The organism is Brotaphodocola sp., assembly GCF_050873365.1.
Lineage (GTDB): Bacteria > Bacillota > Clostridia > Lachnospirales > Lachnospiraceae > Brotaphodocola.
Genome location: NZ_JBNMIQ010000040.1, coordinates 1 through 24,403 on the forward strand (window position 1 = coordinate 1; position 24,403 = coordinate 24,403).

Annotated in this window: 17 protein-coding genes; 3 read left to right on the forward strand and 14 right to left on the reverse strand. The window is 48.5% G+C overall.

Translation table 11 applies throughout. The features are described 5' to 3' along the window. Positions 1-167: 167 nt before the first annotated feature. The 4 genes from ACR0QT_RS13410 to ACR0QT_RS13425 form a co-directional block, all read right to left on the reverse strand. On the reverse strand, positions 168-1,091 hold the full coding sequence (locus ACR0QT_RS13410; RefSeq protein WP_432631206.1) for an SPFH domain-containing protein: 924 nt from the start codon (positions 1,089-1,091) through the stop codon (positions 168-170). A 5-nt stretch (positions 1,092-1,096) separates the two neighbouring features. Next, positions 1,097-1,531, reverse strand: a complete 435-nt coding sequence (locus ACR0QT_RS13415) for an NfeD family protein (RefSeq protein ID WP_432631207.1) — start codon at positions 1,529-1,531, stop codon at positions 1,097-1,099. Between the two features lie 45 nt (positions 1,532-1,576). Further along, positions 1,577-2,374, reverse strand: a complete 798-nt coding sequence (locus tag ACR0QT_RS13420; protein ID WP_432631208.1) for a TrmH family RNA methyltransferase — start codon at positions 2,372-2,374, stop codon at positions 1,577-1,579. Positions 2,375-2,774: 400 nt separating this feature from the next. Beyond that, positions 2,775-4,703 (reverse strand): NAD(+) synthase, encoded by a 1,929-nt coding sequence (locus ACR0QT_RS13425; RefSeq protein WP_432631209.1) that lies wholly within the window; start codon positions 4,701-4,703, stop codon positions 2,775-2,777. A 267-nt stretch (positions 4,704-4,970) separates the two neighbouring features. On the opposite strand from ACR0QT_RS13425, the gene ACR0QT_RS13430 reads away from it, so the two are divergent. After that, positions 4,971-5,402 (forward strand): RrF2 family transcriptional regulator, encoded by a 432-nt coding sequence (locus ACR0QT_RS13430; RefSeq protein ID WP_177976935.1) that lies wholly within the window; start codon positions 4,971-4,973, stop codon positions 5,400-5,402. Positions 5,403-5,601: 199 nt separating this feature from the next. Here the strand turns inward: ACR0QT_RS13430 and ACR0QT_RS13435 are convergent, their stop codons facing one another. The 3 genes from ACR0QT_RS13435 to pflB form a co-directional block, all read right to left on the reverse strand. After that, entirely contained in the window at positions 5,602-7,326 is a 1,725-nt protein-coding gene (locus ACR0QT_RS13435; RefSeq protein WP_432631210.1) for a Na/Pi cotransporter family protein, read from the reverse strand. Positions 7,327-7,604: 278 nt separating this feature from the next. Further along, the gene (pflA, locus tag ACR0QT_RS13440; RefSeq protein ID WP_432631221.1) at positions 7,605-8,351 is read right to left on the reverse strand and encodes a pyruvate formate-lyase-activating protein; all 747 of its coding nucleotides are present in this window, start codon (positions 8,349-8,351) and stop codon (positions 7,605-7,607) included. 430 nt (positions 8,352-8,781) lie between these two features. Further along, a complete protein-coding gene (gene pflB / locus ACR0QT_RS13445) occupies positions 8,782-11,034 on the reverse strand; it encodes a formate C-acetyltransferase (RefSeq protein WP_432631211.1) in 2,253 nt (750 codons plus the stop codon). A gap of 298 nt (positions 11,035-11,332) precedes the next feature. Between pflB and ACR0QT_RS13450 the strand changes: the two genes are divergently transcribed. Beyond that, entirely contained in the window at positions 11,333-12,649 is a 1,317-nt protein-coding gene (locus tag ACR0QT_RS13450; protein ID WP_432631212.1) for an NAD(P)-dependent oxidoreductase, read from the forward strand. Positions 12,650-12,929: 280 nt separating this feature from the next. Here ACR0QT_RS13450 and ACR0QT_RS13455 read toward each other — a convergent pair whose 3' ends face one another. Genes ACR0QT_RS13455 through ACR0QT_RS13465 form a run of 3 tightly spaced genes read right to left on the reverse strand, consistent with a single transcriptional unit; the run spans position 12,930 to position 16,448 of the window. Next, positions 12,930-15,110 carry a DUF6449 domain-containing protein gene (locus tag ACR0QT_RS13455; RefSeq protein ID WP_432631213.1) on the reverse strand — a complete coding sequence of 727 codons (2,181 nt, stop codon included), beginning with the start codon at positions 15,108-15,110 and terminating at the stop codon, positions 12,930-12,932. Further along, a complete protein-coding gene (locus ACR0QT_RS13460; protein WP_432631214.1) occupies positions 15,085-15,990 on the reverse strand; it encodes an ABC transporter ATP-binding protein in 906 nt (301 codons plus the stop codon). Before ACR0QT_RS13460 ends, ACR0QT_RS13455 begins: the two co-directional genes overlap by 26 nt. Then, on the reverse strand, positions 15,987-16,448 hold the full coding sequence (locus ACR0QT_RS13465; RefSeq protein ID WP_432631215.1) for a GntR family transcriptional regulator: 462 nt from the start codon (positions 16,446-16,448) through the stop codon (positions 15,987-15,989). Before ACR0QT_RS13465 ends, ACR0QT_RS13460 begins: the two co-directional genes overlap by 4 nt. A gap of 579 nt (positions 16,449-17,027) precedes the next feature. Between ACR0QT_RS13465 and ACR0QT_RS13470 the strand changes: the two genes are divergently transcribed. Next, entirely contained in the window at positions 17,028-17,804 is a 777-nt protein-coding gene (locus ACR0QT_RS13470; RefSeq protein ID WP_432631216.1) for a tRNA threonylcarbamoyladenosine dehydratase, read from the forward strand. Positions 17,805-18,041: 237 nt separating this feature from the next. Here ACR0QT_RS13470 and ACR0QT_RS13475 read toward each other — a convergent pair whose 3' ends face one another. The 4 genes from ACR0QT_RS13475 to aspS form a co-directional block, all read right to left on the reverse strand. Beyond that, positions 18,042-19,184 carry an ATP-binding protein gene (locus tag ACR0QT_RS13475; RefSeq protein ID WP_432631217.1) on the reverse strand — a complete coding sequence of 381 codons (1,143 nt, stop codon included), beginning with the start codon at positions 19,182-19,184 and terminating at the stop codon, positions 18,042-18,044. Between the two features lie 237 nt (positions 19,185-19,421). Beyond that, complete coding sequence (locus ACR0QT_RS13480; RefSeq protein WP_432631218.1) at positions 19,422-20,111, reverse strand: DUF6198 family protein; 690 nt, start codon at positions 20,109-20,111, stop codon at positions 19,422-19,424. An 84-nt stretch (positions 20,112-20,195) separates the two neighbouring features. Further along, entirely contained in the window at positions 20,196-22,028 is a 1,833-nt protein-coding gene (locus ACR0QT_RS13485) for a bifunctional metallophosphatase/5'-nucleotidase (RefSeq protein ID WP_432631219.1), read from the reverse strand. 316 nt (positions 22,029-22,344) lie between these two features. Next, positions 22,345-24,144, reverse strand: coding sequence for an aspartate--tRNA ligase (gene aspS, locus ACR0QT_RS13490; protein ID WP_432631220.1), 1,800 nt, complete (start codon positions 24,142-24,144; stop codon positions 22,345-22,347). Between the last annotated feature and the right edge of the window lie 259 nt (positions 24,145-24,403).

Genomic DNA, 24,403 nt, shown 5'->3' on the forward strand with positions numbered 1-24,403 from the left:
CTGCGGTCGGTGCATAACAAGCGCCACTGGCGCTTTGCACCCTCGCGGAGCGTATAACTCAGAAGGGGATTGTCTCCCCTCCTGAGAAAGTTTGTGATACCCCCACCTATAGAGGAGGGGGACATCCACTCTGAGTTATAAATTTTGTAGTTTGAGGTCTGATCTCTCTAGTCTTCTTTTGCGACTTCCACAACAGACTTTACAAGACCCGCCATATTCTGAATCTCCGACGGAATGATGATCTTCGTCGCCTTTCCGTCCGCGATCGTCGCAAATGCTTCAAGACTCTTGAGGCGCAGAACCGCCTCGTCCGCTCCGGCTTCCTTGAGGAAACGAAGTCCGTCTGCATTCGCCTTCTGAACCTTTAAAATCGCCTCAGCCTCACCTTCTGCCTCGCGGATTCGCTTCTCCTTCTCTGCCTCAGCATGAAGGATCGCAGCCTGTTTGTCAGCCTCTGCGTCAAGAATCGCGGACTCTTTCTTACCCTCTGCGACAAGGATCGTTGACTTCTTCTCACCTTCCGCGCGCAGGATCGCCTCACGGCGCTCACGCTCTGCCTTCATCTGCTTCTCCATCGCATCCTGAATCGCAGCCGGCGGAATGATGTTTTTCAGCTCGACACGGTTTACCTTGATTCCCCATGGGTCTGTCGCCACATCAAGGGAAGCGCGCATCTTCGTGTTGATCGTCTCTCTCGAAGTCAACGTCTGGTCAAGCTCAAGGTCACCGATGATATTTCTCAGCGTCGTCGCCGTCAGGTTCTCAATCGCCATGATCGGATTCTCAACGCCGTATGCAAACAGCTTCGGATCGGTGATCTGGAAGAATACAACCGTATCGATTCGCATCGTAACGTTATCCTTCGTGATTACCGGCTGAGGAGCAAAGTCAACAACCTGCTCTTTTAAGATGACTCTCTTTGCCACGCGGTCAATGAACGGCATCATGACATGAACGCCGACTGACCAGGTACCCATGTAAGCGCCGAGTCGCTCCACGACAAGAGCCTGAGCCTGCGGAACAATGCGCACACAGGATGCCAGCACCATCAAAACAACAATCAGAAGTATCATGAAAATGATCAGTCCCATAGATGTTACCCCTCTTTCTTTGCACTTACAATCAGTTTCACACCCTGTATCTTTCGGATCTCCACGATCGTTCCCACAGGATAAATCACTTCGTCACTCTCTGCTCTCGCCGTCCATTCCTGTCCGTTCACCATCGCAGTTCCGGTTTCTTTCCGATTATCGATCTCCGCCGTCACCCGCGCCTCATGTCCAACCAGACTGTCCACATTCGTCTTTTCCGTATGCGTGATACAGTGTTTTGCAAACGGGCGTGTGAGAAACAGAAGCAGAAACGAAATCAGCACGAAACCGACAAGCTGAATCCCGGTGCTAAAGCCAAGCAGAGAAAGCAAAAATCCGATAAATGCTCCTCCCGCAAACCAGATTGTTGTCAGTGCCAGAGTCGCAATCTCAATCGCAATCAGCACGACAAATACAATCAGCCAATAAATCGGTGTCATTTCAGGAACCTCCTTTCTGATTATCATACTATATTTCCAAATCCATTACAATCCCCTGCGCTGGCGTGCTGCCTCGAACATCAGGACCGAGGATGCAACCGCTGCATTTAAGGATTCGACTTTTCCGCACATCGGAATCCGCACCCAGATATCCGCTTTCTGCGCCGTCTCCTCTTTCAGACCGCTCGCCTCGTTTCCGATCAGAAAGGCAGAATCGCCCTTGTAATCTTCCTGATCGTAGGAATTCTTTCCGTCGAGATGAGCCGCAAACATGCGGATTTTCTTTGATTTGAGCTTGGCAAGTGCAGTGTCAAGATCCTCGACGTAAACGAACGGAACGCGAAGAATCGAGCCCATTGTCGAGCGGATGACCTTCGGATTGTAGATGTCCGCAGTCGATGCGTCCATGATGATTCCTGTGACTCCGGCTCCCTCACCTGCACGCACGATCGTTCCGAGATTTCCCGGGTCCTGAAGATGTTCAAGCACCATCAGAAGTGCCGGTTTTCCGCTCTCCGCCTGTGTCTTTGTGACCTCATCAAGCTCGTAGTGATACTGGCGCACGAGAGCTAAAACGCCCTGCGGGGACTGGGTATCAGACATCGCGCGAAACACCTCGTCGCTGACAAGCTCGACATGGCGCACGCCGTTTTTGAGCGCATTTGCCTCCTTGCCCTTTGCAAAGCTCTCAGACATGTAGAGCGTGTGAATCCGGTCTTTCGGGATCTCCACGCACATGCGAAGTCCCTCTGCGACGAAGAGGTCTTCCTCTCGTCTCGTCTTTGCCTTTTTTACAAGTGCACTTACATATTTTACCTGTTTGTTTGTTGTACTGCTAATCACTGCAAGAATCCTTCCTTGTCGCTTTCATGATACACGACTTTTTACTTTTTGATTTTACCTATAAGTTGTAAATGTATGATCATATATAATCATAATATATAATCATATTACAATTACAAATGACTTCTCCGCTATAAAGAGCTCCGGCTCCTCCGGCGGGTAAAGTCATGCAAACATGTTCGCACTCCGGGTTCGATGTAGCGGTGCATAAGGTCGCAAACTACGCGACCTAAACACCGACATCTCACACGGGTTTGCATGTACTTTCCCGCACTCCGTCGCCACACATACCATGATATATTACTCTGAATTCAAGTCCATGTACGCATCGACTTAGCACATGATTTTGGTCAGATCTGCTGACATCTCTCCATCAAAATCACTGCGCATTCACGCATTTTCAGATCGTCTCTAGATCTGCCATCCAGATATTGCGGGAGGCATCACTCGGCATGCGCAGGTCTCCTCTCGGGGAAACGGCTACGGAACCGACCTTCGGTCCATCCGGCAGGCAGGAACGTTTGAACTGCTGTGCAAAGAAACGACGATAAAAAACGTTGAGCCATTTCTTAATAAAGTCTGCCTCATACTCTCCTGCAAATGCACAAAGTGCCATGCGGTAAATCTTCGACGGCATGTAGCCGAAACGGAGCACATAATAGAGGAAGAAATCATGCAGTTCATAAGGTCCGACAAGATCTTCTGTTTTCTGGGAGATCACACCGTCCTCCGGCGGAAGAAGCTCCGGGCTGACCGGCGTGTCGAGCACGTCGAGAAGTACATCTCGGAGTTCTTTTTCTCCACAGGTGTCTGCAAAATAGCGAACGAGGTGGCGCACAAGTGTCTTCGGAACGGACGCATTGACGCCGTACATCGACATGTGGTCGCCGTTGTAGGTCGCCCAGCCAAGCGCAAGCTCTGACATATCGCCGGTACCGATGACGAGACCGCCGACCTGGTTTGCGGTATCCATGAGAACCTGGGTTCTCTCGCGTGCCTGTCCATTCTCGTAGGTGACATCATGGTTCTCCGGATTCTGACCGATGTCGGAGAAATGCTGATTTACGGATGCGCGGATGTCGACTTCTTTTAACGTCGCACCGAGCTTCTCGGTCATCCGGCAGGCATTCTGGTACGTTCTGTCTGTCGTTCCAAAACATGGCATCGTCACAGCATGGATCTGATTTCTCGGAATGTTTAAGAGATCAAAGGCGCGCGCAGTGACGAGAAGGGCAAGCGTCGAGTCGAGTCCGCCGGAGATTCCGAGCACGACATGCTTTGCTCCGGTGTGTTCCAGACGCTTTTTCAGACCCATCGCCTGAATCATGAAGATCTCCTCACAGCGACGGCTTCTCTCCGACATATCAGACGGAACGAATGGACGGCTGTCGATAAAGCGAAGCAGTTTTTCCTGCTGACAATGCTCCATCTCCTCGGTATCTAAAGAAAACTCGATCGTCTCGTATCCGGTCTGATCCGGGGCCGGGCAGGTTGTCGTTTTTCTGCGCTCGGAGCGGAGACGCTCAAGGTCAAGATCTGCACAGATTGCACTCGGATGGAAACGCTTCGACTGTGCGAGAATCGTTCCATTCTCGGCAATGATGTTGTGACCACCGAAGACGAGATCCTGAGTCGACTCTCCCTCTCCTGCATTTGCATAGACGTATGCACTGAGAAGACGTGCAGACTGACCTCCAATCAATTCTCTGCGGTAGCTGTCCTTGCCGACAACCTCATCGCTTGCGGAACAGTTTGCGATCACCGTCGCTCCTGCAAGCATATGGCGGATGCTCGGCGGGCACGGAACCCAGACATCCTCACAGAGTTCGGATGCAATCACAAGCTCCGGATTCTCCTTGCAGGTAAACAGCAGGTTCGTTCCCATCGGAACTTCTCCGTCCTGCCACTTTGTCATCTCCGGAATCTGGTTGCCCGGTGTGAAATGACGGCGCTCATAGAACTCCGAGTAGTTCGGCAGGTTGATCTTCGGAACAACACCGAGAAGTCTGCCATCGCAGATTACTCCGGCCACGTTGTAGAGCTTTCCACGGTGCATCCACGGAAGTCCCACAAAAACGATCATATTGAGTCCTTTTGTATAGGAAACAATCTCTCCAAGTTCTCTTCTTGCACCCTCAATCAGCGCATCCTGTAAAAACAGATCTCCACAGGTATATCCTGTTAAACAAAGTTCCGGAAAGACCATCAGACCAACGCCCTGACTATGTCCCTCCGAAATTAATTTACAAATCTCTTCCCGGTTATAGACCGGATCTGCCACTCGAATTTTCGGAGTGACAGCTGATACACGGAAAAAACCGTCTTTCATATTTTTTTCCTCCTATATATAATGGACAATCCCATTCAAACCGATGCTTAGTGGTTACTGTTTGCGCAACGCGTGAACCGTAACGCTTAGTGAGTCGATTATAGCATACTTTCCCGCTTTCTGGTTTACTTTTTGAGAATTATTTTGTACAATAAGGGTAATCTTGTGTTGCTATTCAGAGATTTTCGCATTTTCTCAATAAAAAATGTGCAAAAGGAAGAGCAATCCAACAATGGGGAACTGAACTTCAAGGGAGCGAATAAAAAAATGAAAATTTCCACAAAAGGGCGTTATGCCCTCCGAATGATGATTGAATTTGGATTAAATCCAGACCAGTGCACAAAGATCAGTCAGGTTGCACAGCGTCAGGGGATTTCTGATAAATACCTCGAACAGATCGTGACACTTCTGCACCGCGCCGGTTATGTGCGCAGTATTCGTGGTGCTCAGGGCGGTTATATGCTGACCAAGAAACCGGAGGAATATACCGTCGGCATGATTCTTCGCCAGACAGAGGGAAGCCTTGCGCCGGTTGCCTGCCTCGACGACGACATCAACCAGTGTGAGAAGGCCGACCGCTGTGCAACTCTGACGGTCTGGCAACAGCTCAAGGACGCGATCGACCAGTGCGTTGACAGCGTAACTCTTGCTGATTTGATCGAGGAGCAGAAACGCAAGCCGGGATACAATCTGATGTAAATGCATTATAAAAAAAATCCAGCAAAAATCAATCAAAAAGAGGACTTTCCAAACTCATGCTGAGGTGGCAATGTAATCACCTCAATATGGGAATGGGAAGTCCTCTTTTTTAAGTTGATGCTTGAAAAGACTTAATGTGTGATTCCAACTAAGTTCACGTGGATACTTACGGAGACTTGGCGCGTGATTTTGACTTATACTATGCCTGCTCTCCTGTGATCGACATGTTCTGCATCTCGTTGTTCTGATACAGTTTCTGGAAGGAGATGTTGTCCATCGCTTCCTCGGAAATGCTGACGCAGTTGTCCGCAATACGGTCAATGTTGTAGAGTAGGTTGGAATATGCCTTCGTCAAATCAGAAGAACAGGTATTTTTTTCTACTCGTGACAGATGCGCCTTGTTGTTCTGCTTCTGCAATTTTCGGATAATCTCCTTCTTCTCATAAACTTTTTCGACGATGTTCTTATCTCCATTTTCGATCGCTTCCATTGCACTCTTAAAGATCGTCTCGAGCGTGTCAATTCCTGTCTCAAGTTCCCGGCATGCATCCTGAGAAAAGATTCCGCCCTTGCTCTGGGAAAGTTCTGCGACCTCGCTGATCTCCTCACAGCGATCTGCAATTCGATCCATACTGTTGTTGATGTAGAGCAATCCCGCAGCCTGCTCCGACTGTTGCTGTGTCAACGTACCGCTCGAGAACATTTTTATCATATAACTGCCGATCTGCTCCTGAAGTTTCTTCACCGCATGGTGCATCTCTGTAAAGTTCTGATAAGCTGTCTGAGGATCGTTCCCCACAAAAGAGAGTTTCATGCTGTCAATCATCTTGATCACAAACTCGGATACTCTCGTAATCTCCTCGGAAGCAAGATAGAGTGCTACGGTCGGCTGAGAAAGCACCCGATTTTCGAGATACTTCGGCTCATAGGACTGAAAACTCTGATTCTCCTGACCGCGCACAAGGAAGGTCACAATCTTGACCATGATCGGGATCAATGGCAACCACACGAGCGTGCAGACAACATTAAACGTCGTGTGTGCATTTGCAATCTGTCTGGAAATCACATCCAGCTCTGCGCCTTTCGGGGAAATCAGACGCACAAATCCTGCGAGTACCGGGATAAAGAACAGAAAGACGATACTGCCGGTGATGTTAAAAATACTGTGTGCAAGCGCCGTTCTCTTCGCATTTTTCGACTGTCCGATCGAGGCGAGAAGTGCCGTGATCGTCGTACCGATGTTGTCACCAAGAAGAATCGGGATTGCACCGGTCAGACCGATCACACTCGTCACACCATCCGGTCCGGGCTGGGAAGCAAAATTCTGAAGAACTGCAATCGTCGCAGAACTACTCTGCACAACGAGGGTCATTCCTGCACCGAGCAAAACGCCAAGCACCGGAAGATGCGAAACCTTTCCCATCATATCGACAAAAAACGGGCTTCCGGCGAGCGGTTTCATGACTCCGCCCATGATCTCAATTCCCTCAAAGAGCAGACCAAATGAGAAGATTACCATACCAATGTTTTTAATCTTTTCTTTTTTTCCAACAAAGTTTAACAGGAATCCAATAAAAATAATCGGATAGATATAGTTGCTGATCTTAAATGCCATCAGCTGTGCGGTCATCGTCGTACCGATGTTTGCACCAAAGATAACGGAAATCGCCTGTGGCAGACTCATCAGTCCGGCACTCACAAATCCAATTACCATAACCGTCGTTGCGGAACTGCTCTGAAGCACTGCGGTAACCAGAGCACCCGCAAGCGCTCCCATAACTGCATTTCTGGTAAGGAAACTAAGGATCTTCTTCATTCCCTCTCCTGCGGCCTTCTGAAGTGCATCGCTCATGCTGTTCATTCCATACAGAAACAGTGCAAGACCACCGATCAGACCAAAAAAGATCTTTACATTCTCATTCATTTTCGCTTCTCCTTTGTGAAAACTTTTCCTCTTCTTCCATTTTCATTTCTTCTTCACTTATGTTCATCATGTTTGTCGAGATAAATATAATCGCTCATGAAGAACCCTCAGTTAAAGCGAAGTTAAATCTATGTAAAATTTTGATCTTTTTCTGTCCTATTTTGCTAAAATCATGTAAAAAAATGACCCATATACGAAATTTATTAAGTGATCCCCTCGTATACAGGCCATTTTTCCTATTAATTTCTTATTTTATCTCGTTCGGTTCGTTCTGTTTCTTAGTTGTTGTGAACGAGAATCTCCTCTGCAAGTGCAGTCTGTTCCTTCGTCGGAGTCGGAACACCGTCAAGCGGATAGCTGATTCCGAGTTTCTGCCACTTTGCAAGACCGAGCGTGTGGTACGGAAGAACCTCGACTCTCTTTACGGTCTTTAACTCCTTGATCAGCGCATCAAGCTCATGCAGTCCCTGCTCGTCATCGGTGATTCCCGGAACAAGGACGTGGCGAATCCACATATCCTTTCCGATCTCGGACAGATATTTTGCCATCTGGACAATGTTTGCGTTGTCCCAACCGGTCAATTCCTTATGCTTTGCCGGATCGATCTCCTTGAAGTCAAGCATCACGAGATCCGTATTTTTCATCAGCTCATTGAACTTGGACAGAAATGGCTCTTCCATCGTGAACGGATTTCCTGCGGTATCTAAAACCGTGTTGACTCCGTGCTGTTTCGCAATCTTAAAGAACTCATTCATGAAATCGATCTGAAGAAGAGGCTCTCCACCGCTGACAGTGATTCCACCCTCTTTTCCCCAGTAATTTTTGTAACGGTATGCGCGCTTGAAGAGATCCTGAGGAGTCCACTCCTCACCGCCCTCAAGTGCCCAGGTCTCCGGATTATGGCAGTACTTACATCTCATCCGACATCCCTGCACAAAGATGACGAAACGCACGCCCGGTCCGTCCACAAGACCGAAGGTTTCAAGAGAATTGATATGTCCCACGACTTTCTCCGTTTTCTGCATCATTTCTGTGTTGCTCATGTGTCTATTCCTCCAAAAAATCCATCATTCAAAATTTACTTAATAGTTGCATTTATTTCTATTATATATACATTTCACTATATACATCTCATACATATACAAATTGTGTCCATATTTTTTATCTTTACACAATTTATTTTTATACATTATTTTTGTATATATTGTATATTGTCGTATATATATTGAAATGTATACATTATGCATGCATTCAAATCAACGCATACATCGACTTCGACACGATTTCCTATTTTCTCCACATCCAGATGCAAGAAGAAAAACAAAGGAAAATTGTGGGTCTACCAGATTGATATTCCTTTAGAAACAAAACGCCGGTTTCCGGCGGGAAAACTCCCGCCGGAAGCCGGCGCCTGTAAAGGCCGGACGGTCATTCCGTTCCGAATCCAAGTAAAAATTACATCGTAGCGTGGCAGGTTCTGGAGATAACATCCATCTGCTGCTCTCTGGTCAGGTCGATGAACTTTACAGCGTAACCAGATACACGGATGGTGAAGTTTGCGTACTCCTCCTTCTCCGGATGCTCCATAGCATCGATCAGCTTCTCAGTACCGAATACGTTTACGTTCAGGTGATGAGCGCCCTGATCGAAGTATCCATCCATAACCTGTACCAGGTTGTCGATACGCTCCTGCTCGTTGTGACCAAGTGCGTCCGGGTTGATGGTCTGGGTGTTGGAGATACCATCCAGTGCCCACTCATACGGAAGCTTAGCAACAGAGTTCAGGGAAGCCAGCAGACCGCTCTTCTCTGCGCCGTAGGACGGGTTAGCACCCGGAGATAACGGCTCGCCTGCTCTTCTTCCATCAGGCATGTTACCGGTTGCCTTACCATATACAACGTTAGAAGTAATGGTCAGGATAGAGGTAGTAGCCTCGGAATTACGATAGGTGTGACGCTTCTTCAGCTTCTCTAAGAAGGTCTTTAACAGCCATACAGCGATGTCATCTGCACGGTCATCATCGTTACCGTAACGCGGGAAGTCGCCCTCGGTCTCGAAGTCCATGATCATGCCTTCCTCATCACGGATAGCCTTAACCTTAGCGTACTTGATTGCGCTCAGGGAGTCTACTACATGAGAGAATCCAGCGATACCAGTTGCGAAGGTTCTACGTACATCGGTATCGATCAGAGCCATCTCAGCTGCCTCGTAGTAGTACTTGTCATGCATGTACTGGATCAGGTTCAGGGTATTTACATACAGACCTGCCAGCCAATCCATCATAACGTCGTACTTCTTGATAACCTCATCGTAATCAAGATACTCGGAGGTGATCGGTCTTAACTCCGGACCAACCTGCTCTCTGGTCTTCATGTCACGTCCGCCGTTCATAGCGTACAGCAGGCACTTAGCCAGGTTTGCACGTGCACCGAAGAACTGCATCTCTTTACCAGTCTGAGTAGCAGATACGCAGCAGCAGATGGAGTAATCATCGCCCCATACCGGCTTCATAACGTCATCGTTCTCGTACTGAACAGAGCTGCTCTTGATGGAGATGTCAGCTGCATACTTCTTGAAGTTGGACGGCAGTTTGGAGGAGTACAGAACAGTCATGTTCGGCTCCGGGCTCGGTCCCATATTCTCTAAGGTGTGCAGGAAACGGAAATCGTTCTTGGTTACCATGGAACGACCGTCTACGCCGATACCACCAACTTCCAGGGTTGCCCATACCGGGTCTCCGGAGAACAGCTGGTTGTAGGACGGGATTCTTGCGAACTTAACCATACGGAATTTCATTACCAGATGGTCGATCAGCTCCTGAGCCTGCTCCTCGGTAAGGGTACCGTTCTCAAGATCTCTCTCAATGTAGATATCAAGGAAGGTAGAGATACGACCAACGCTCATTGCAGCGCCGTTCTGGGTCTTAACTGCTGCAAGGTATCCGAAGTACAGCCACTGAACTGCTTCCTTTGCGTTCTTAGCCGGCTGAGAAATGTCATAGCCGTAGGACTCAGCCATAACCTTCATCTCTTTCAGAGCCTTGATCTGCAGGGAGAGCTCTTCTCTCTGACGGATAACATCATCAACCATGGTGCCATCTCCGCAGTTAGCGAAGTCGTTCTGCTTCTCCTGGATCAGGAAATCGATACCGTACAGAGCTACACGACGGTAGTCGCCTACGATACGTCCACGACCATAGGTATCCGGAAGTCCGGTAATGATCTTGTTGTGACGAGCTTTCTTCATCTCCGGGGTGTAAGCATCAAATACGCCCTGGTTATGAGTACGGGTATACTCGGTGAAGATCTTGTGCAGTTCCGGATCCGGCTCGTAACCGTAGTTCTGGCAAGCCTGCTCAGCCATCTTGATACCGCCATACGGCATGAATGCTCTCTTTAACGGCTTATCGGTCTGAAGACCAACAACCTGCTCAAGGTCCTTATCAGCCTCGCTGATGTAACCCGGCTTATGGGAGGTGATACCGGAAACGATGTGAGTATCCATATCCAGAACGCCACCCTTAGCACGCTCCTCTTTCTGCAGTCCCTGAAGAATTCCCCACAGCTTGTCGGTAGCCTGGGTCGGGCCAGCCAGGAACTTCTCATCACCGTCATACGGCTTATAGTTAGTCTGAATGAAGTCTCTTACATTAACTTCCTCTTTCCAGAGACGGCCGTTAAAGCCTTCCCACTGATCAACGTGCATCATAAATGCAGTCCTCCTTTAAAAATGTTTAAAAATTCATTGGGTCATTAAGTTATCGTTATTTTGTTCACATTTGACAATCAGTATCATAACATAAATTTTTGAAAACACAAGCGCCTTATTCATAATTTTTCTCATGTTTGTTAGAAAGTACACAACCCTTGTATTTATTAGGATACATGTCCGAATTTTCTATCAAAAAGTGAGAATTTCCCGTCTTTTCGGGCATTCCAAAACTAGATTCAGACGGTCTTTTATGCTAAAATGGATACAACTTGTTACATTAAAGGAGGATTTTTCTATGGCACTTCACGTTATGGATGAAGCAAACCGCTGTCTGGGATGTAAAGTTCCCCAGTGTCGGAAAGGATGTCCGATCTCCACCCCGATTCCGGATGTCATCCGCTTACTCAAAGACAACAAGCTCGATGAGGCCGGCAAAATTCTTTTTGAGAACAACCCGCTGACAACGGTTTGCAGTCTCGTCTGCAACCACGAAAATCAGTGTGAGGGGCACTGCGTTCTCGGACGAAAAGGCGCACCGGTTCATTTTTCCACAATTGAAAGCTATATTTCGAGCACCTACGCATCAAAGATGACAGCCGGTCCGACCCCATCAAATGGAATCAAGGCTGCAATCATCGGTTCCGGTCCTGCGGGTCTGACAATCGCAGTCATTCTCTCCCGCTACGGCTACGATGTCACAATTTTTGAGGGCAAGGACAAGATCGGCGGTGTCCTCCGCTACGGTATCCCGGAGTTCCGTCTGCCAAAGACCGTCCTCGAGGATTTCAAGTACCGCCACATCGATCTCAAAGGCATCAAATTCCGCCCGAACACCCACATCGGCGGTGCGATCGGTATCGATGACCTCTTCCGCGACGGATACAAGGCGATCTTCGTCGGCACCGGCGTCTGGAAGCCAAATGCCCTCCACATCAAGGGCGAGACCTTCGGAAATGTTCACTTCGGTATCAACTACTTAAACAATCCGGACAGCTACCGACTCGGTGAGCGCGTCATCGTCATCGGTGCAGGAAATGCCGCAATGGATGTCGCAAGAACTGCCCTGAGAAAAGGTGTCCGCGAGCTGACCTGCTTCTCGATCACCAAAGAGGTCGCAGCAAGCAAGCATGAGTTCAGCTACGCCCAGCTTGAGGGAGTCCAGTTTGAATTCAACAAGAAACCGGTTGAGATCAAGGACAACGGCGTGATCTTTGAGGATGTCGAGGAAGCTGAGGACGGCACACTGACCGTCGTTCCGGGCAGCGAGACCTTCTATCCGGCTGACAGCGTGATCATCTCGATCAGTCAGGGACCGCAGAACCGAATCGTCACCACAACGACCGGACTTGACGCAGACCGCCGTGGTCTTCTTGTCGCAGATGAGACCGGTCACACGACCCGCCCGGGAATCTTCGCTTCCGGCGATGTCGTAAATGGCGCACGAACCGTCGTCGAGGCAGTCGCCCACTCGAAGGTTGTCGCAGAGTCCATGCACCGCTACATGCAAAACCTCGTCCACGGTGAGACTCCGGAGGAAGCCTTTGCCGACAGCGAGGGAGACAAGCCGGAAGCAACGCCGACAAACGCAAATGCAACATCAACTACAAACTAGCCACCATACATTCTTGCATCTGAAAAGCATCTGAAAAAATAAATCCCAAAAGAGCGATGGAAGAAAATGAGTTTGTCTTCTCACTTTATTTTTCCCGTCGCTCTTTCTTTTATTCCTGTTTGATTCCTGATTTATGTCTGATTTATGCCTGGTTTATTCTTGAAACTCTCATGATCCTGTTTCCGTACTTCCACTTCCGTACTTACAGCCTGTCACTTGCAGATCCCTGATCTGTATTTTATGGATTTTACTGTGGTCTTACGGTGATCCTACTATAGTTTTACTGTGGCTTCGCCTCATTGAGCTCTTTCTTCACAAAATCCGGAACCTGATCTTTCGGGAACTGTACATCATACTCGAGAGTCTCTCCGTCTTCTACCATCGTGACATCGACGTTTAAGTCTGAACTCTGATAGAAACGGTTGTAATAAAGCATTCTCGGCTCTGTCATCACGTTCCGAAGTTCATCAATCTGTTTCGGATCTGTGATTGTGATCGTCCGATACTTATCTCCCCGGTAACCGTAAATCTGTACGGAACGGATGTCTGCCTGTGCATATTTCAAGTCGATCTCAATTCCCTGTGCCTTCAACAGCTCGATCGTCTTTGTGAAAGACGGATAAACCGGATAGTAATTCATATCCGTAAACGAACTATAATTCCAATAACGGGAAGGATTCGTTCCCTGATCGCGGTTTCTGCGCTCCTGCCACTCCAGACCCTCTCGCTCCGGCTCCGTCACGAAACGGATCAGACCAATCGGAGCTTCTTTCTTGAACCGCTCCAGTGTCATAGAGGAAAACTCATCCTGGTAAGCCTCAAGAAGTTCTTTTTTCTGTGTATCTGTCAGACTGGAAAGTTTTGTCTCCTTCGATCTGTCCCTGCGGAAATAAATCGAATCCACGTTTTCTGCGCTCTGCGCGAGAAGCGGGAAGTTCGCCTTCTGAAATTCCTCGTCTGCAAACAGGCGATTGACCGCCTCGGAGACAGAATCCAAATCAATGTAATACTGACGATATACCTTGCGTCCGCTCTTTAACTCATAGGAAATCATCACCTGATAGATCGACTTTGTCTCGTCCTCATCAAAGTAATCGACTGCCTTTGCCTGATAAACCGGTTTTTCAGACGAGAAATCTCTCGATGTCTGATCCACACCGGCAGTCGCAAGTGCCAAAATGTTTTCCACATCTGTGCTGTGCATCTGATCAAGAACCACTTTTGAGGCGCGCTCATCGTCGTAAATCCAGCTTCCGTCCTCCTTCTGCTCAAACGTTCCGTAATCCACCCATCCATTGAGCTCTCTCATCCAGACAGCTCCGGATTTTACCTTTCCCGCCGACGGCAGATAGCGGTCGTATCCAAACGTATCATAACGGAATACGAACAGCACGGCGATCGTCGCGAGAAGGCAGGCAACCATCTGTCCACGATTTTTAAAGAGCTGGCGGAAATCAAAGTGGTAAATGATCTCGATCACACAGTGTGCGAGAACAACTCCACAGATGACTCCAAACACTGCCCAACCGGTTGATTTCCGGAATTCCCAGAACATCAGTGCCAGACTGAGACCGGAGAGAATCGTGATCGGAATCCGAATAATCGGACCGCTCATCGAAAATGCCATCGCCTTTCCACTTGCCTCTGACGGACGTCTGCGGTAGAGCCACAGACTGAATCCGGTCAGCAAAAGGGATACGACCCATGCGATCGCAACTCCACCCGCGATCGACTGTTCCATCTGATATTTTCCAATCTGCATCAGGTATTCCATAATCGGAGAAATTCTTCGACTCATCTCGAATGCTTTCTCTCCCATGTCATACGCATAAGTCTGAAAGAAAGTGGAAAAATATCCCTGAAGGATCGTAGATGCAAGAGGAACAAATCCTGCCAAAACCATGCATCCAAGAATTCCGACAATCAGATTTCCGGTCAGCATTGCCGATGTGACCACTGTCGTGTAAATCAGCATAAAGTACGTCATATGAAGTCCAAACGAAGCCACTGCCACCGGGATAATCACCGAAGATTCCACGCCGTTTCCGATTGCAAGGACAACTCCAAGCGCAAGAGAAATCGCATACGGAAGTGCTAAAATCACGATTCCGTCCACAAAATTTACTGCAAAAAATATTTCCCGGCGCACCGGAAGACTGTGATAAAAATCCACCTTACTGCGCGAATTCAGGTAGGCAAAACCGCTGAGTCCACAGACAAGTCCGGCTACTGCCATCACGAGAACCATCATGCCGTTCTCAAAAGACAGCCAGGTATGAATCTGATCCCGGTACCACATGAGTCCCTGCTCATAAATCGGATACTCCTGAATCTCTCCCGCGAGAAAAGCCACGGTCACCGGATAAAGGAAAAAGAATCCGATTCCGATCAGGGCAAGCGCCCAGATTCGACTTCTCAAATCTTCTTTCATCAGCTTAAAAAATAAGTTTTTTGACGTCATAACCGACTACCTCCGTTTCACTGATAAAGATCTCCTCAAGGGAAAGTGGAATGGTTTCATAGAAAATCGGGTCTGCCTTCTGCATTGCAAACTCCACATGGCTCAAATCCCCTCTCACTGTCAGCGTCATCAGTTTTCCTCTCTGCTCCGTCTTGAGAATCTCAAGTCCCAGTTTCTGAAGATCTGCGGGTTCCATGCCCTCGCGGAGCACGCACTGCACTTTGTGGATATTCATCTTCATCTCATCGAGATCCTTGCTCAAGAGAATTCCGCCCTTATGTAAGAGTCCCACATGATCGCAGATGTCCTCGAGCTCGCGCAGGTTGTGGGAAGCGATGATCGGAGTCAGATTTCTCTCCTCCATATCGCTTGCAAAGATGCTCTTGACTGCCTGGCGCATCACCGGATCAAGTCCGTCAAACGTCTCGTCACAGAACAGATACTCGGTTCCGGCGCAAACTCCGCAGATCACGGAAACCTGCTTTTTCATTCCTTTTGAGAACGTATTGATCTTTCGCTTCTCATCGAGACCAAAACTCTTCATCAGGGAGTGAAAACGCTCCTCATCAAACTTTGGATACACGATCTTGTAATATCTCATCATGTCCCGCGGAGTTGCATTTGCGAAGAAGTGCTGATCGTCAGATATATAAAAGAATTTTCGCTTTGCCTCCTCATTCTCAAACACATTCATCCCATCGATCGTGATGCTTCCCTCGTCAGGTTTGAGCACCCCTGCCACCATCCGAAGAAATGTACTTTTTCCTGCGCCGTTCGTTCCGATCAGACCAAAGACACTGCCTTCCCGGATCGTCGCATTGATATGGTCAACTGCCAGAATTCCGTCAAATTTTTTTGTGAGATTTACCGCCTCAATCATACGCTCTCTGCCTCCCCCTTCTGCTTTTCTTTTTCTGAATCTTCCGAGTTTTCTGAGTCCTCCAAATTTTTCGAAACTTCTGAATGATCACTTGCGTAGCGATCATAGACTTCACCGGCGGTCTCGAGAAATTCTTCCCGGCTGATTCCGATCTTTCGCGCCTCCTGCGCGAGCCCCTCCATCTTTCTCGCAAGTTCCTGCTGTCTTACATTGCGGAGCTTTCGGATGCTCCCGACGAAACTTCCTCGCCCTTTCACGGTGTAGATGAATCCATTCCGCTCCAGTTCCCCGTAAGCTCGCTGTATCGTGTTCGGATTGATCGAGAGTTCCATCGCCAGACTCCTGACTGAGGGCATCTGGCTGTCCTCCTCGAGCACCCCTAAGAGCATTAATTCCTGCAATTTTTCTGCAACCTGCTCATAGATCGGACGACTGTCTTTATAATCCAGCAAAATCATCCGCCTCACTCCTTTCGGTTTTCTATTTTGATTTTGCTTCTAAATTTGAGTTTGTTTTTCCTGTTCTGGGTGGTTCTTCTTATGTGTTTTCTTCTTGTGTGTTTAAGTGTACTATGCTTCTTAATACACTTATATCACATCAGATCTGAAATAGCAAGAGACAGATTTCTTACGTTTTTATGACGCTTCACCTAAGAGAATAAGATCTTCATCCACTGACATATTAACGCAACGCCGTAAGGCAGATACGATTTATGCAAACCCGTTTGAAGCGTTGGTGCTTAGGTCGCGTATTTTGCGACCTTATGCACCGCTACGCTGAAACTCGGAGCGAGAGCGTGTTTGCATGAATGTAGTCTGCCGTCGGCGCCTTAATTAATTCATCTGCTCATCATTGACACTGACTTTTTGGAATGATATGATAGAATCCGATTGTAATCTGATCACTTTTGTAGGATTTAAAAAACAGAAACCAGAAACTTACTCCATAGAATAATCCAGTGCCAAAATGAAAGCGAATAAATCCACAAAATTGACACTGAAAAAGAAAAAGAGAAAAAGAAAGAGGAACGATTCACTATGCTTAATCAATTTTCAAGAACCGAGCTCCTGTTGGGAAAAGACAATATGGAACGCCTGAAAAATGCCCGCGTTGCCGTATTTGGAATCGGTGGCGTCGGCGGATACACCGTTGAGGCACTCGCCCGTACCGGAGTCGGAACCCTGATCCTGATCGACGACGACAAGGTTTGCTTAACGAATATCAACCGTCAGATTCTTGCAACGAGAAAGACCGTCGGCAGACACAAAATCGAGGTTGCCAAAGAGAGAATCCTTGAGATCAATCCGGACGCACAGGTCATCACCCACCAGACCTTCTACACCCCGGAGACTGCTGATCAGTTCGATTTCACACAGTACGACTACGTGGTTGATGCGATCGATACCGTAACCGGAAAGATCCAGCTCGTGTGTCAGGCACAGCAGGCAGGCACACCGATCATCAGCTGTATGGGTGCAGGAAACAAGATGGACCCGACTGCATTTAAGGTTGCCGACATCTACAAGACTTCCGTCTGCCCGCTCGCACGTGTCATGCGCCGTGAGCTCAAAAAGCGCGGAATCAAAAAACTCAAGGTTGTCTACTCCGAGGAGAAGGCACTGACCCCAATCGACGACATGGCAATCAGCTGTCGTTCACACTGCATCTGCCCGCCGGGAACCGTCCGCAAGTGCACCGCCCGCCGTCAGGTTCCGGGAAGCAATGCGTTCGTTCCGTCCGTTGCCGGTCTGATCATCGCCGGAGAGGTCATCAAAGATCTGACAAACCCGACCGAATGGGCACAGTCAAAGTAAAACGGTCTCTGAATCACGAAGAAACAACGTTGATTTGTTAAATTATCGGACACGTCACCAACATGTCCCCAGTATACAAAACAACCCAACCTATCATACAAAAAAAAATTCGTAACTGCCCCGTTGTATCCACTGTATCCCTTACTTTGGAAACGGAAAGCCGTTACGAATTTTTATTTTTTACTTTTATTTTTTGCTTTTATCTTTTATTGCATTAATCGCATGATTTTTATTCTTTTATTTCTTCTCGTCGTACCAGTCTAAGAAGCGATGTGTCTGACCATCTTTCTTATATGCGATAACCGTATTCAGGTTTACATTCTCCACGCTCTTGAAAATGTTGCTCTCGATGAACGGGTTGACCTTCTTCAAATCGCGGATCAGGTTCTTGATCTCCATGCGTTTTGAAACCGTGCGTCCATTCGGATCACAGGTTGTGCAGGTGTCCGTGAAATGGCACGCACACTGGATAAAGCGCAGGTCATTGTAATCGCGCCAGCGCTTGATGTCGTCCTCGCGGATCAGGTAAAGCGGGCGGATCAGCTCCATGCCCTCAAAGTTTGTGCTGTGCAGTTTCGGCATCATCGTCTGAACCTGACCGCCATACATCATTCCCATCAGAATCGTCTCGATTACATCGTCATAGTGGTGACCGAGCGCGATCTTGTTGCATCCGAGTTCCTGTGCCTTGTGGTAGAGATAGCCACGGCGCATGCGGGCGCACAGATAGCACGGGGATTTCTCGACGCTGTACACCGCATCAAAGATCTCCGTCTCAAAGATCGTCACCGGAATTCCCATGAGTTCTGCATTGTGCTCAATGACCTTGCGGTTTGCCTCGCTGTATCCCGGGTCCATCACCAGAAAGACAAGCTCAAACGGAAACTTGTTGTGACGGCGCAGTTCCTGAAACAGCTTTGCCATCAGCATCGAGTCCTTTCCTCCGGAGATGCAGACTGCGATCTTGTCGCCCTCTTTTACGAGTTCATACTCGTTGATCGCCTTGGCAAAACGGCTAAAGAGTTCTTTGTGGAAACGCTTGCGAATACTCTTCTCAATGTTCGCACGACGCTCCTCAATATCATCCTCCTGTGCCATCTGCTTTAAGATCCAACCCGAATATCCCTCGTCGAGGCTGTACGCGTCATAGCCAAGCTCGTCAAGTTCCTCTGCGAGATCCACGCTGATCACACCGCGAATGCAGTAGAGAATAATCTTTTTCTCCTTATCGAGGCGTTCCGGATGAAGGCGAACCTCCTCCATATCCATGTGAATTGCGCCCGGAATAAATCCGTGCTGGTACGCATCCTCATCGCGAATGTCGATCAGCTGATAGCTTCCCTTCTCCAATTTGTTTAATTCTTCAATCGATAAAACCATCTCGTCCTCTTTCTTATCCATCAAATGTGTCGAACACACTCTGTTACCAATTATCTTTGCGAAACAATAAAGCGCATCCTTGCGGAGCATCTTTTGTATGATAGGACGCAATTTCCTATCATATAAAAAAATACAGAAAGTCTGCGAAAATGCAGACTTCCTGTATTGTAAACCAAATCATTTCCTTTTGTCAATAAGCACTCCGACTTCCCGCCTGCTTACTCAAGAATGAGACACCTACTTGCTCAAAAACGAGACAAATTCGAGGTGGCAATCCATGATCTCCCCGATCTTTCCGATCACCTTTCCCATCGTGAACGCCGCAAGCACCGTTCCGATTCCGAGTCCATCGATGTGACCGAGCACCGCAAATGTCAGAATCGCCGTGACTGCCAGACAGCAGACATCAAACGTCACTTTCACGCGGGAATACGGGATCTTTGTGATCGCGGAAACCTCGCGCGGAAACAGATCGGTCGGCACGATCGGCATCTTACATCTGTTTGAGAGCGCGATACCGACACAGAGTGTCAGATAACTGATCACAAAGTAGATGATTCTCAGCATCATTGTCTGCGGAAGCAGATCCACCCATGATTTATGTACATCGACAAAGATTCCGAAAAAGAATCCCACAACAAAACTAAACAGATACTGCGGAACAAATTTCTTCCGCATAATCAGCAGACTCAGAACCAGAATTCCCTGAAAGATGTACGTCCATGTTCCGAGTGTGAAGACCGGAAGCACTTTTGCAAACGCATACGGCACACTCGAAATTGCGGAGATTCCGGAACCGGAATGAAGCATCAGCACGACTCCGAAACTGTTAATCAGCACAATGACAAGAAGTGCGAGTTCTCCGCGCAGGACAAGTTTTCCCTGATGACTTTGATGATTCTGTTCTGCTTTTAAACTTGATTCCATTTTTCTTTATCCTTCTTTCTGTCTCTTCCCCCCGGAAAAGAAAGCATGTCGCAGGATTCTTTTTCTCAATACAATGATTAAATGCTACTTGATCGTAATACGACCCTGTCCCAACGGATTTGCATACTCTGCTCCGACATTTCCTCCAAGATACGTGTTAATGTAATCTGAAAGCGCATCGACATCAACCATGACTTCATCTTTGAGGATCTTCGCACCTCCAAACATCGTCATACCATCTCCCGCAGACTTGAGCATATAGTTGTGCGAGGAAACCGTGTACGTCCGGTTCAGATCAAGCGGTTCGCCGTTTACCATCACATCGGTAACGCGGTAAGCTCCGGAAACCCCAAGGAAATTGCCCTTTTCATCCAGTTTTACGCTCGTCGGAATCGAGGTGTCGATCGTGTACGTCACACCGGATACCTGAAGGAAACCGCCACTCTCCTCCGGCGCATTCTTCGATGCCATCTCGAGAGCATCCTTGAGTTGCTGTCCGGTGATCTCAACGAGACACATCATATTTCCATACGGGAAGACTGCGAGCGTATCCTCGTAAGTGATGTTTCCGGTTGCGATCGAACTGCGGATTCCGCCTCCATTGCTCAGACCGATGTCTGCGCCAAGCTCATAGCGGTAAGCATCTGCGGTCAGATCTCCAAGGTTTGTCTCCGCATTGCGGACTGCGCGCGCGCCGGTCTCCGGATTCTTGTCCGTCAGATCGACATCCGTGTGACCAAGCACCGTCTTCAAGCTCTCCTGGTAGATCGCCTGAATCGATTTGATGTAGGCATCGGTCTGCGCATCCACAGCCTTGCCATCCTCATTCACGGTGGCACTGCCCGGAATCGTCAGCGTCATACCCGGGTGAAGCAGGTTCTGGTTGCGGATCTTGTCGCGGTTTGCGTTGTAGATCTCTCTCCAGCGAGAAGTCGAACCGAGCTGGCTCTTTGCAATCTTGCTCAGATTGTCGCCCGCCTTGACCGTATAGACAAAAGCCGTATCCTGTGCCGGAACTTCATCGACAAGCTCGGTTGTGATCGTGCCGTCTGCCTTGATCGTCAGCTTTCCGATATCCTTGAGCTTTGTGCCCGTCTGGGTCAGCAAAACAGCCTTTCCATCCTTGTTGGAAACAGTCTTGTTCGGAACTGTCTCGTGAGAATGACCATCGATCACCGCATCAATTCCATTCGTGTGTGCGATCACCTGATCGGAAGTCCAACGATCCGTCGTTCCCTCTTCTCCGAGATGACCGACGAGAATGACGTAATCTGCACCGGCGTTTTTCGCCTCATCAACCGAAGCCTGGATCTTTGCATACAGGCTCTCTCCGCTCTCATCCTCACAAAATCCGTAGATGTATGTGCCACTCTCATTCTGGAAGTAGGACGGTGTGGACTTTGTAAAGCTCTCCGGTGTACTTGCCCCCACAAGTGCCACCTTCACTGCCCCGAATGTGAACATCTTATACGGAGCAAATACCGGCTTTCCGGTTCTCAAATCCATAAAGTTGCTCGAATAATATCCACAGTCCAGTTTTTTTGCAAGCTCGAGAAAACGGTTCATTCCGTAATCGAACTCATGGTTTCCGGGAATTGCAAAATCATATCCGACCTGATTCATGATGTCGATCAGATAACCGCCCTCCGACAGCGTGCCGATCGGCGCTCCCTGAATCGCATCTCCGGCATCCGCCAGAATCACATACGGGGTCTGCGCCTGCATCTGTTTCTTGTAGAGCGCAAGGCCGGCGTAACCGATGTTGTCATCCACACCACAGTGAACATCGTTCGTGTACAGAACCACGATGTCCTTGTCCCCTGCAAATGCAGAAAACGTCATGCCGGTCGTCAGACTCAGCACCATCGCCAGACTCAAGATCCAGCTGAGCAGTTTTTGGAAACGTTTCTTTGCCATACCTCATCCTCCTTTTCTCAGAGCGAGTCCGAAATCTCCTTCCGACCAGCCCCAAAAACGTTTGTAAGTGACCTGACATTTTCAGGTATCTTCTGATGTTTTCCGAAGAGCCCCAAAAATTGTCATGATGATGAGTTGATTATAGCAAATTTTTCTGAATCTTAAAAGTAATTCCCCGAAATACGCAAAAGAATGTGAAAGAAAAAACAATCTTTTTCTTCCACATTCTCTCTGACTTTTAGAATCCGGTTGTTCCCCCGGAGTTCTCTCTCAATTGATTTAATTCTGCTCTATAAAAAGTATGTTTTACTCTTCTTTACTCCTCGGTCTCTTCCGGCTTCTCGATCTCGATGCCAAGCTCTTTGAGCTGTTTCGGATCTACCGGGGTCGGAGCCTCGGTCATCATGCAGGATGCATCCTTTACCTTCGGGAATGCGATCACTTCACGGATGCTGTCGCAACCGCCCATCAGCATAGCTACACGGTCAAGACCGTAAGCCAGACCAGCGTGCGGCGGAACTCCGTACTTGAATGCTTCAAGCAGGAAACCGAACTGATCCTGAGCACGCTCCGGAGTGAAGCCCAGAACCTCGAACATCTTGGACTGGATGTCGCTCTGGTGAATTCTGACAGAACCACCGCCAAGCTCGGTACCGTTCAGAACGATATCGTAAGCCTTTGCGCGAACTGCGCCCGGGTTCGTGTCGATCATCGGCCAGTCTTCCTCCATCGGCATTGTGAATGGATGGTGCATAGCCACATAACGGTTCTCCTCCTCGGAGTACTCGAGTAACGGGAACTCGGTTACCCACAGGAACTTGAAGTCGTCTTTCTTTAACAGATCCTTCTGCTTTGCGATCTCAAGACGCAGAGCACCAAGAACATCCCAGACAACCTTGTTCTTGTCTGCTGCGAACAGAAGCAGGTCGCCCGGCTTTCCGTCCATTGCCTTTACAAGAGCATCCATCTGCTCCTCGGTCATGAACTTTGCAAACGAAGACTTCAGAGAGCCATCCTCGTGAATTGCGATGTATGCCAGACCCTTCGCACCGTAGCCCTTTGCGAACTCTACGAGTGCATCGATCTTCTTTCTCGGCATTCCGCCCTCGCCCTCAGCGTTGATACCGCGAACAGAACCGCCGTTCTCAAGCGCGCTCTTGAATACAACGAAGTCACAGTCCTTTACAACCTCGGAAACGTTCTTTAACTCCATGCCGAAACGCATATCCGGCTTATCGGAACCGAAGCGATCCATAGCCTCCTGCCAGGTCATGCGCTGAATCGGAAGCGGAATCTCCACATTCAGAAGCTCCTTGAACAGCTTGTGAAGCAGGCGCTCATTGACATCGAGAACATCCTCAACATCGACAAAAGAAAGCTCCATATCGATCTGGGTGAACTCCGGCTGACGGTCTGCACGAAGGTCCTCATCGCGGTAGCAACGTGCCAACTGGAAGTAACGATCATATCCGGAGCACATCAGCAACTGCTTGAACAGCTGTGGGGACTGCGGAAGTGCGTAGAAGGAACCCGGATGAACACGGCTCGGTACCAGGTAATCTCTTGCTCCCTCCGGAGTACTCTTGATCAGGGTCGGGGTCTCGATCTCAAGGAATCCCTCTTCTGCAAGGAACTGTCTCGTCAGGATTGCGATCTTACTGCGCAGGATCAGGTTTCTCTGGATATCCGGGCGACGCAGGTCCAGATAACGATATTTCAGACGAAGCTCCTCTTTCGTCTTGGAGTTCTCCTCAATCGGGAAAGGCGGGGTCTCAGACTCAGAGAGAATTCTTAAGCTCTCTGCGCGAACCTCGATTGCACCGGTTGCCAGATTCTCATTCACACCGCCGGAACGAGCCTCAACACGTCCTGTCACTGCGATTACGAACTCACTTCTGAGCTTCTCTGCCTTTGCAAAGCTCTCTGCTCCGCAGTCGCTCTCCTCGAAAATAATCTGCAAAATACCGGAACGGTCACGTAAATCTACGAAAATGATACCGCCCTTATTTCTGCTCTTCTGTACCCAACCCATGACGGTCACATTCTGACCGACATTGGCAAGGCTAAGCTCTCCGCATCGATGGGATCTCTTTAATCCCTGCATTGACTCTGCCATCTCAAAATCTCCTTTTATCTCCAGGCGAACTTGCATTTGCCTGTTAATCACTTTTTCTTTCGACTACATCTTAGTTCTAATATTTAATTCTAGTTCTAATATTTAGTCCTACTATGAATTTCAAGTCGACGCTCGCGGAGACTTGGCGCGTGATTTTGGTCAGCTCTGCTGACATCTTCTTATCAAAATCACTGCGCATCCACGCGGAGCGTATAACTCAGAAGGGGATTGTCTCCCCTCCTGAGAAAGTTTGTGATAC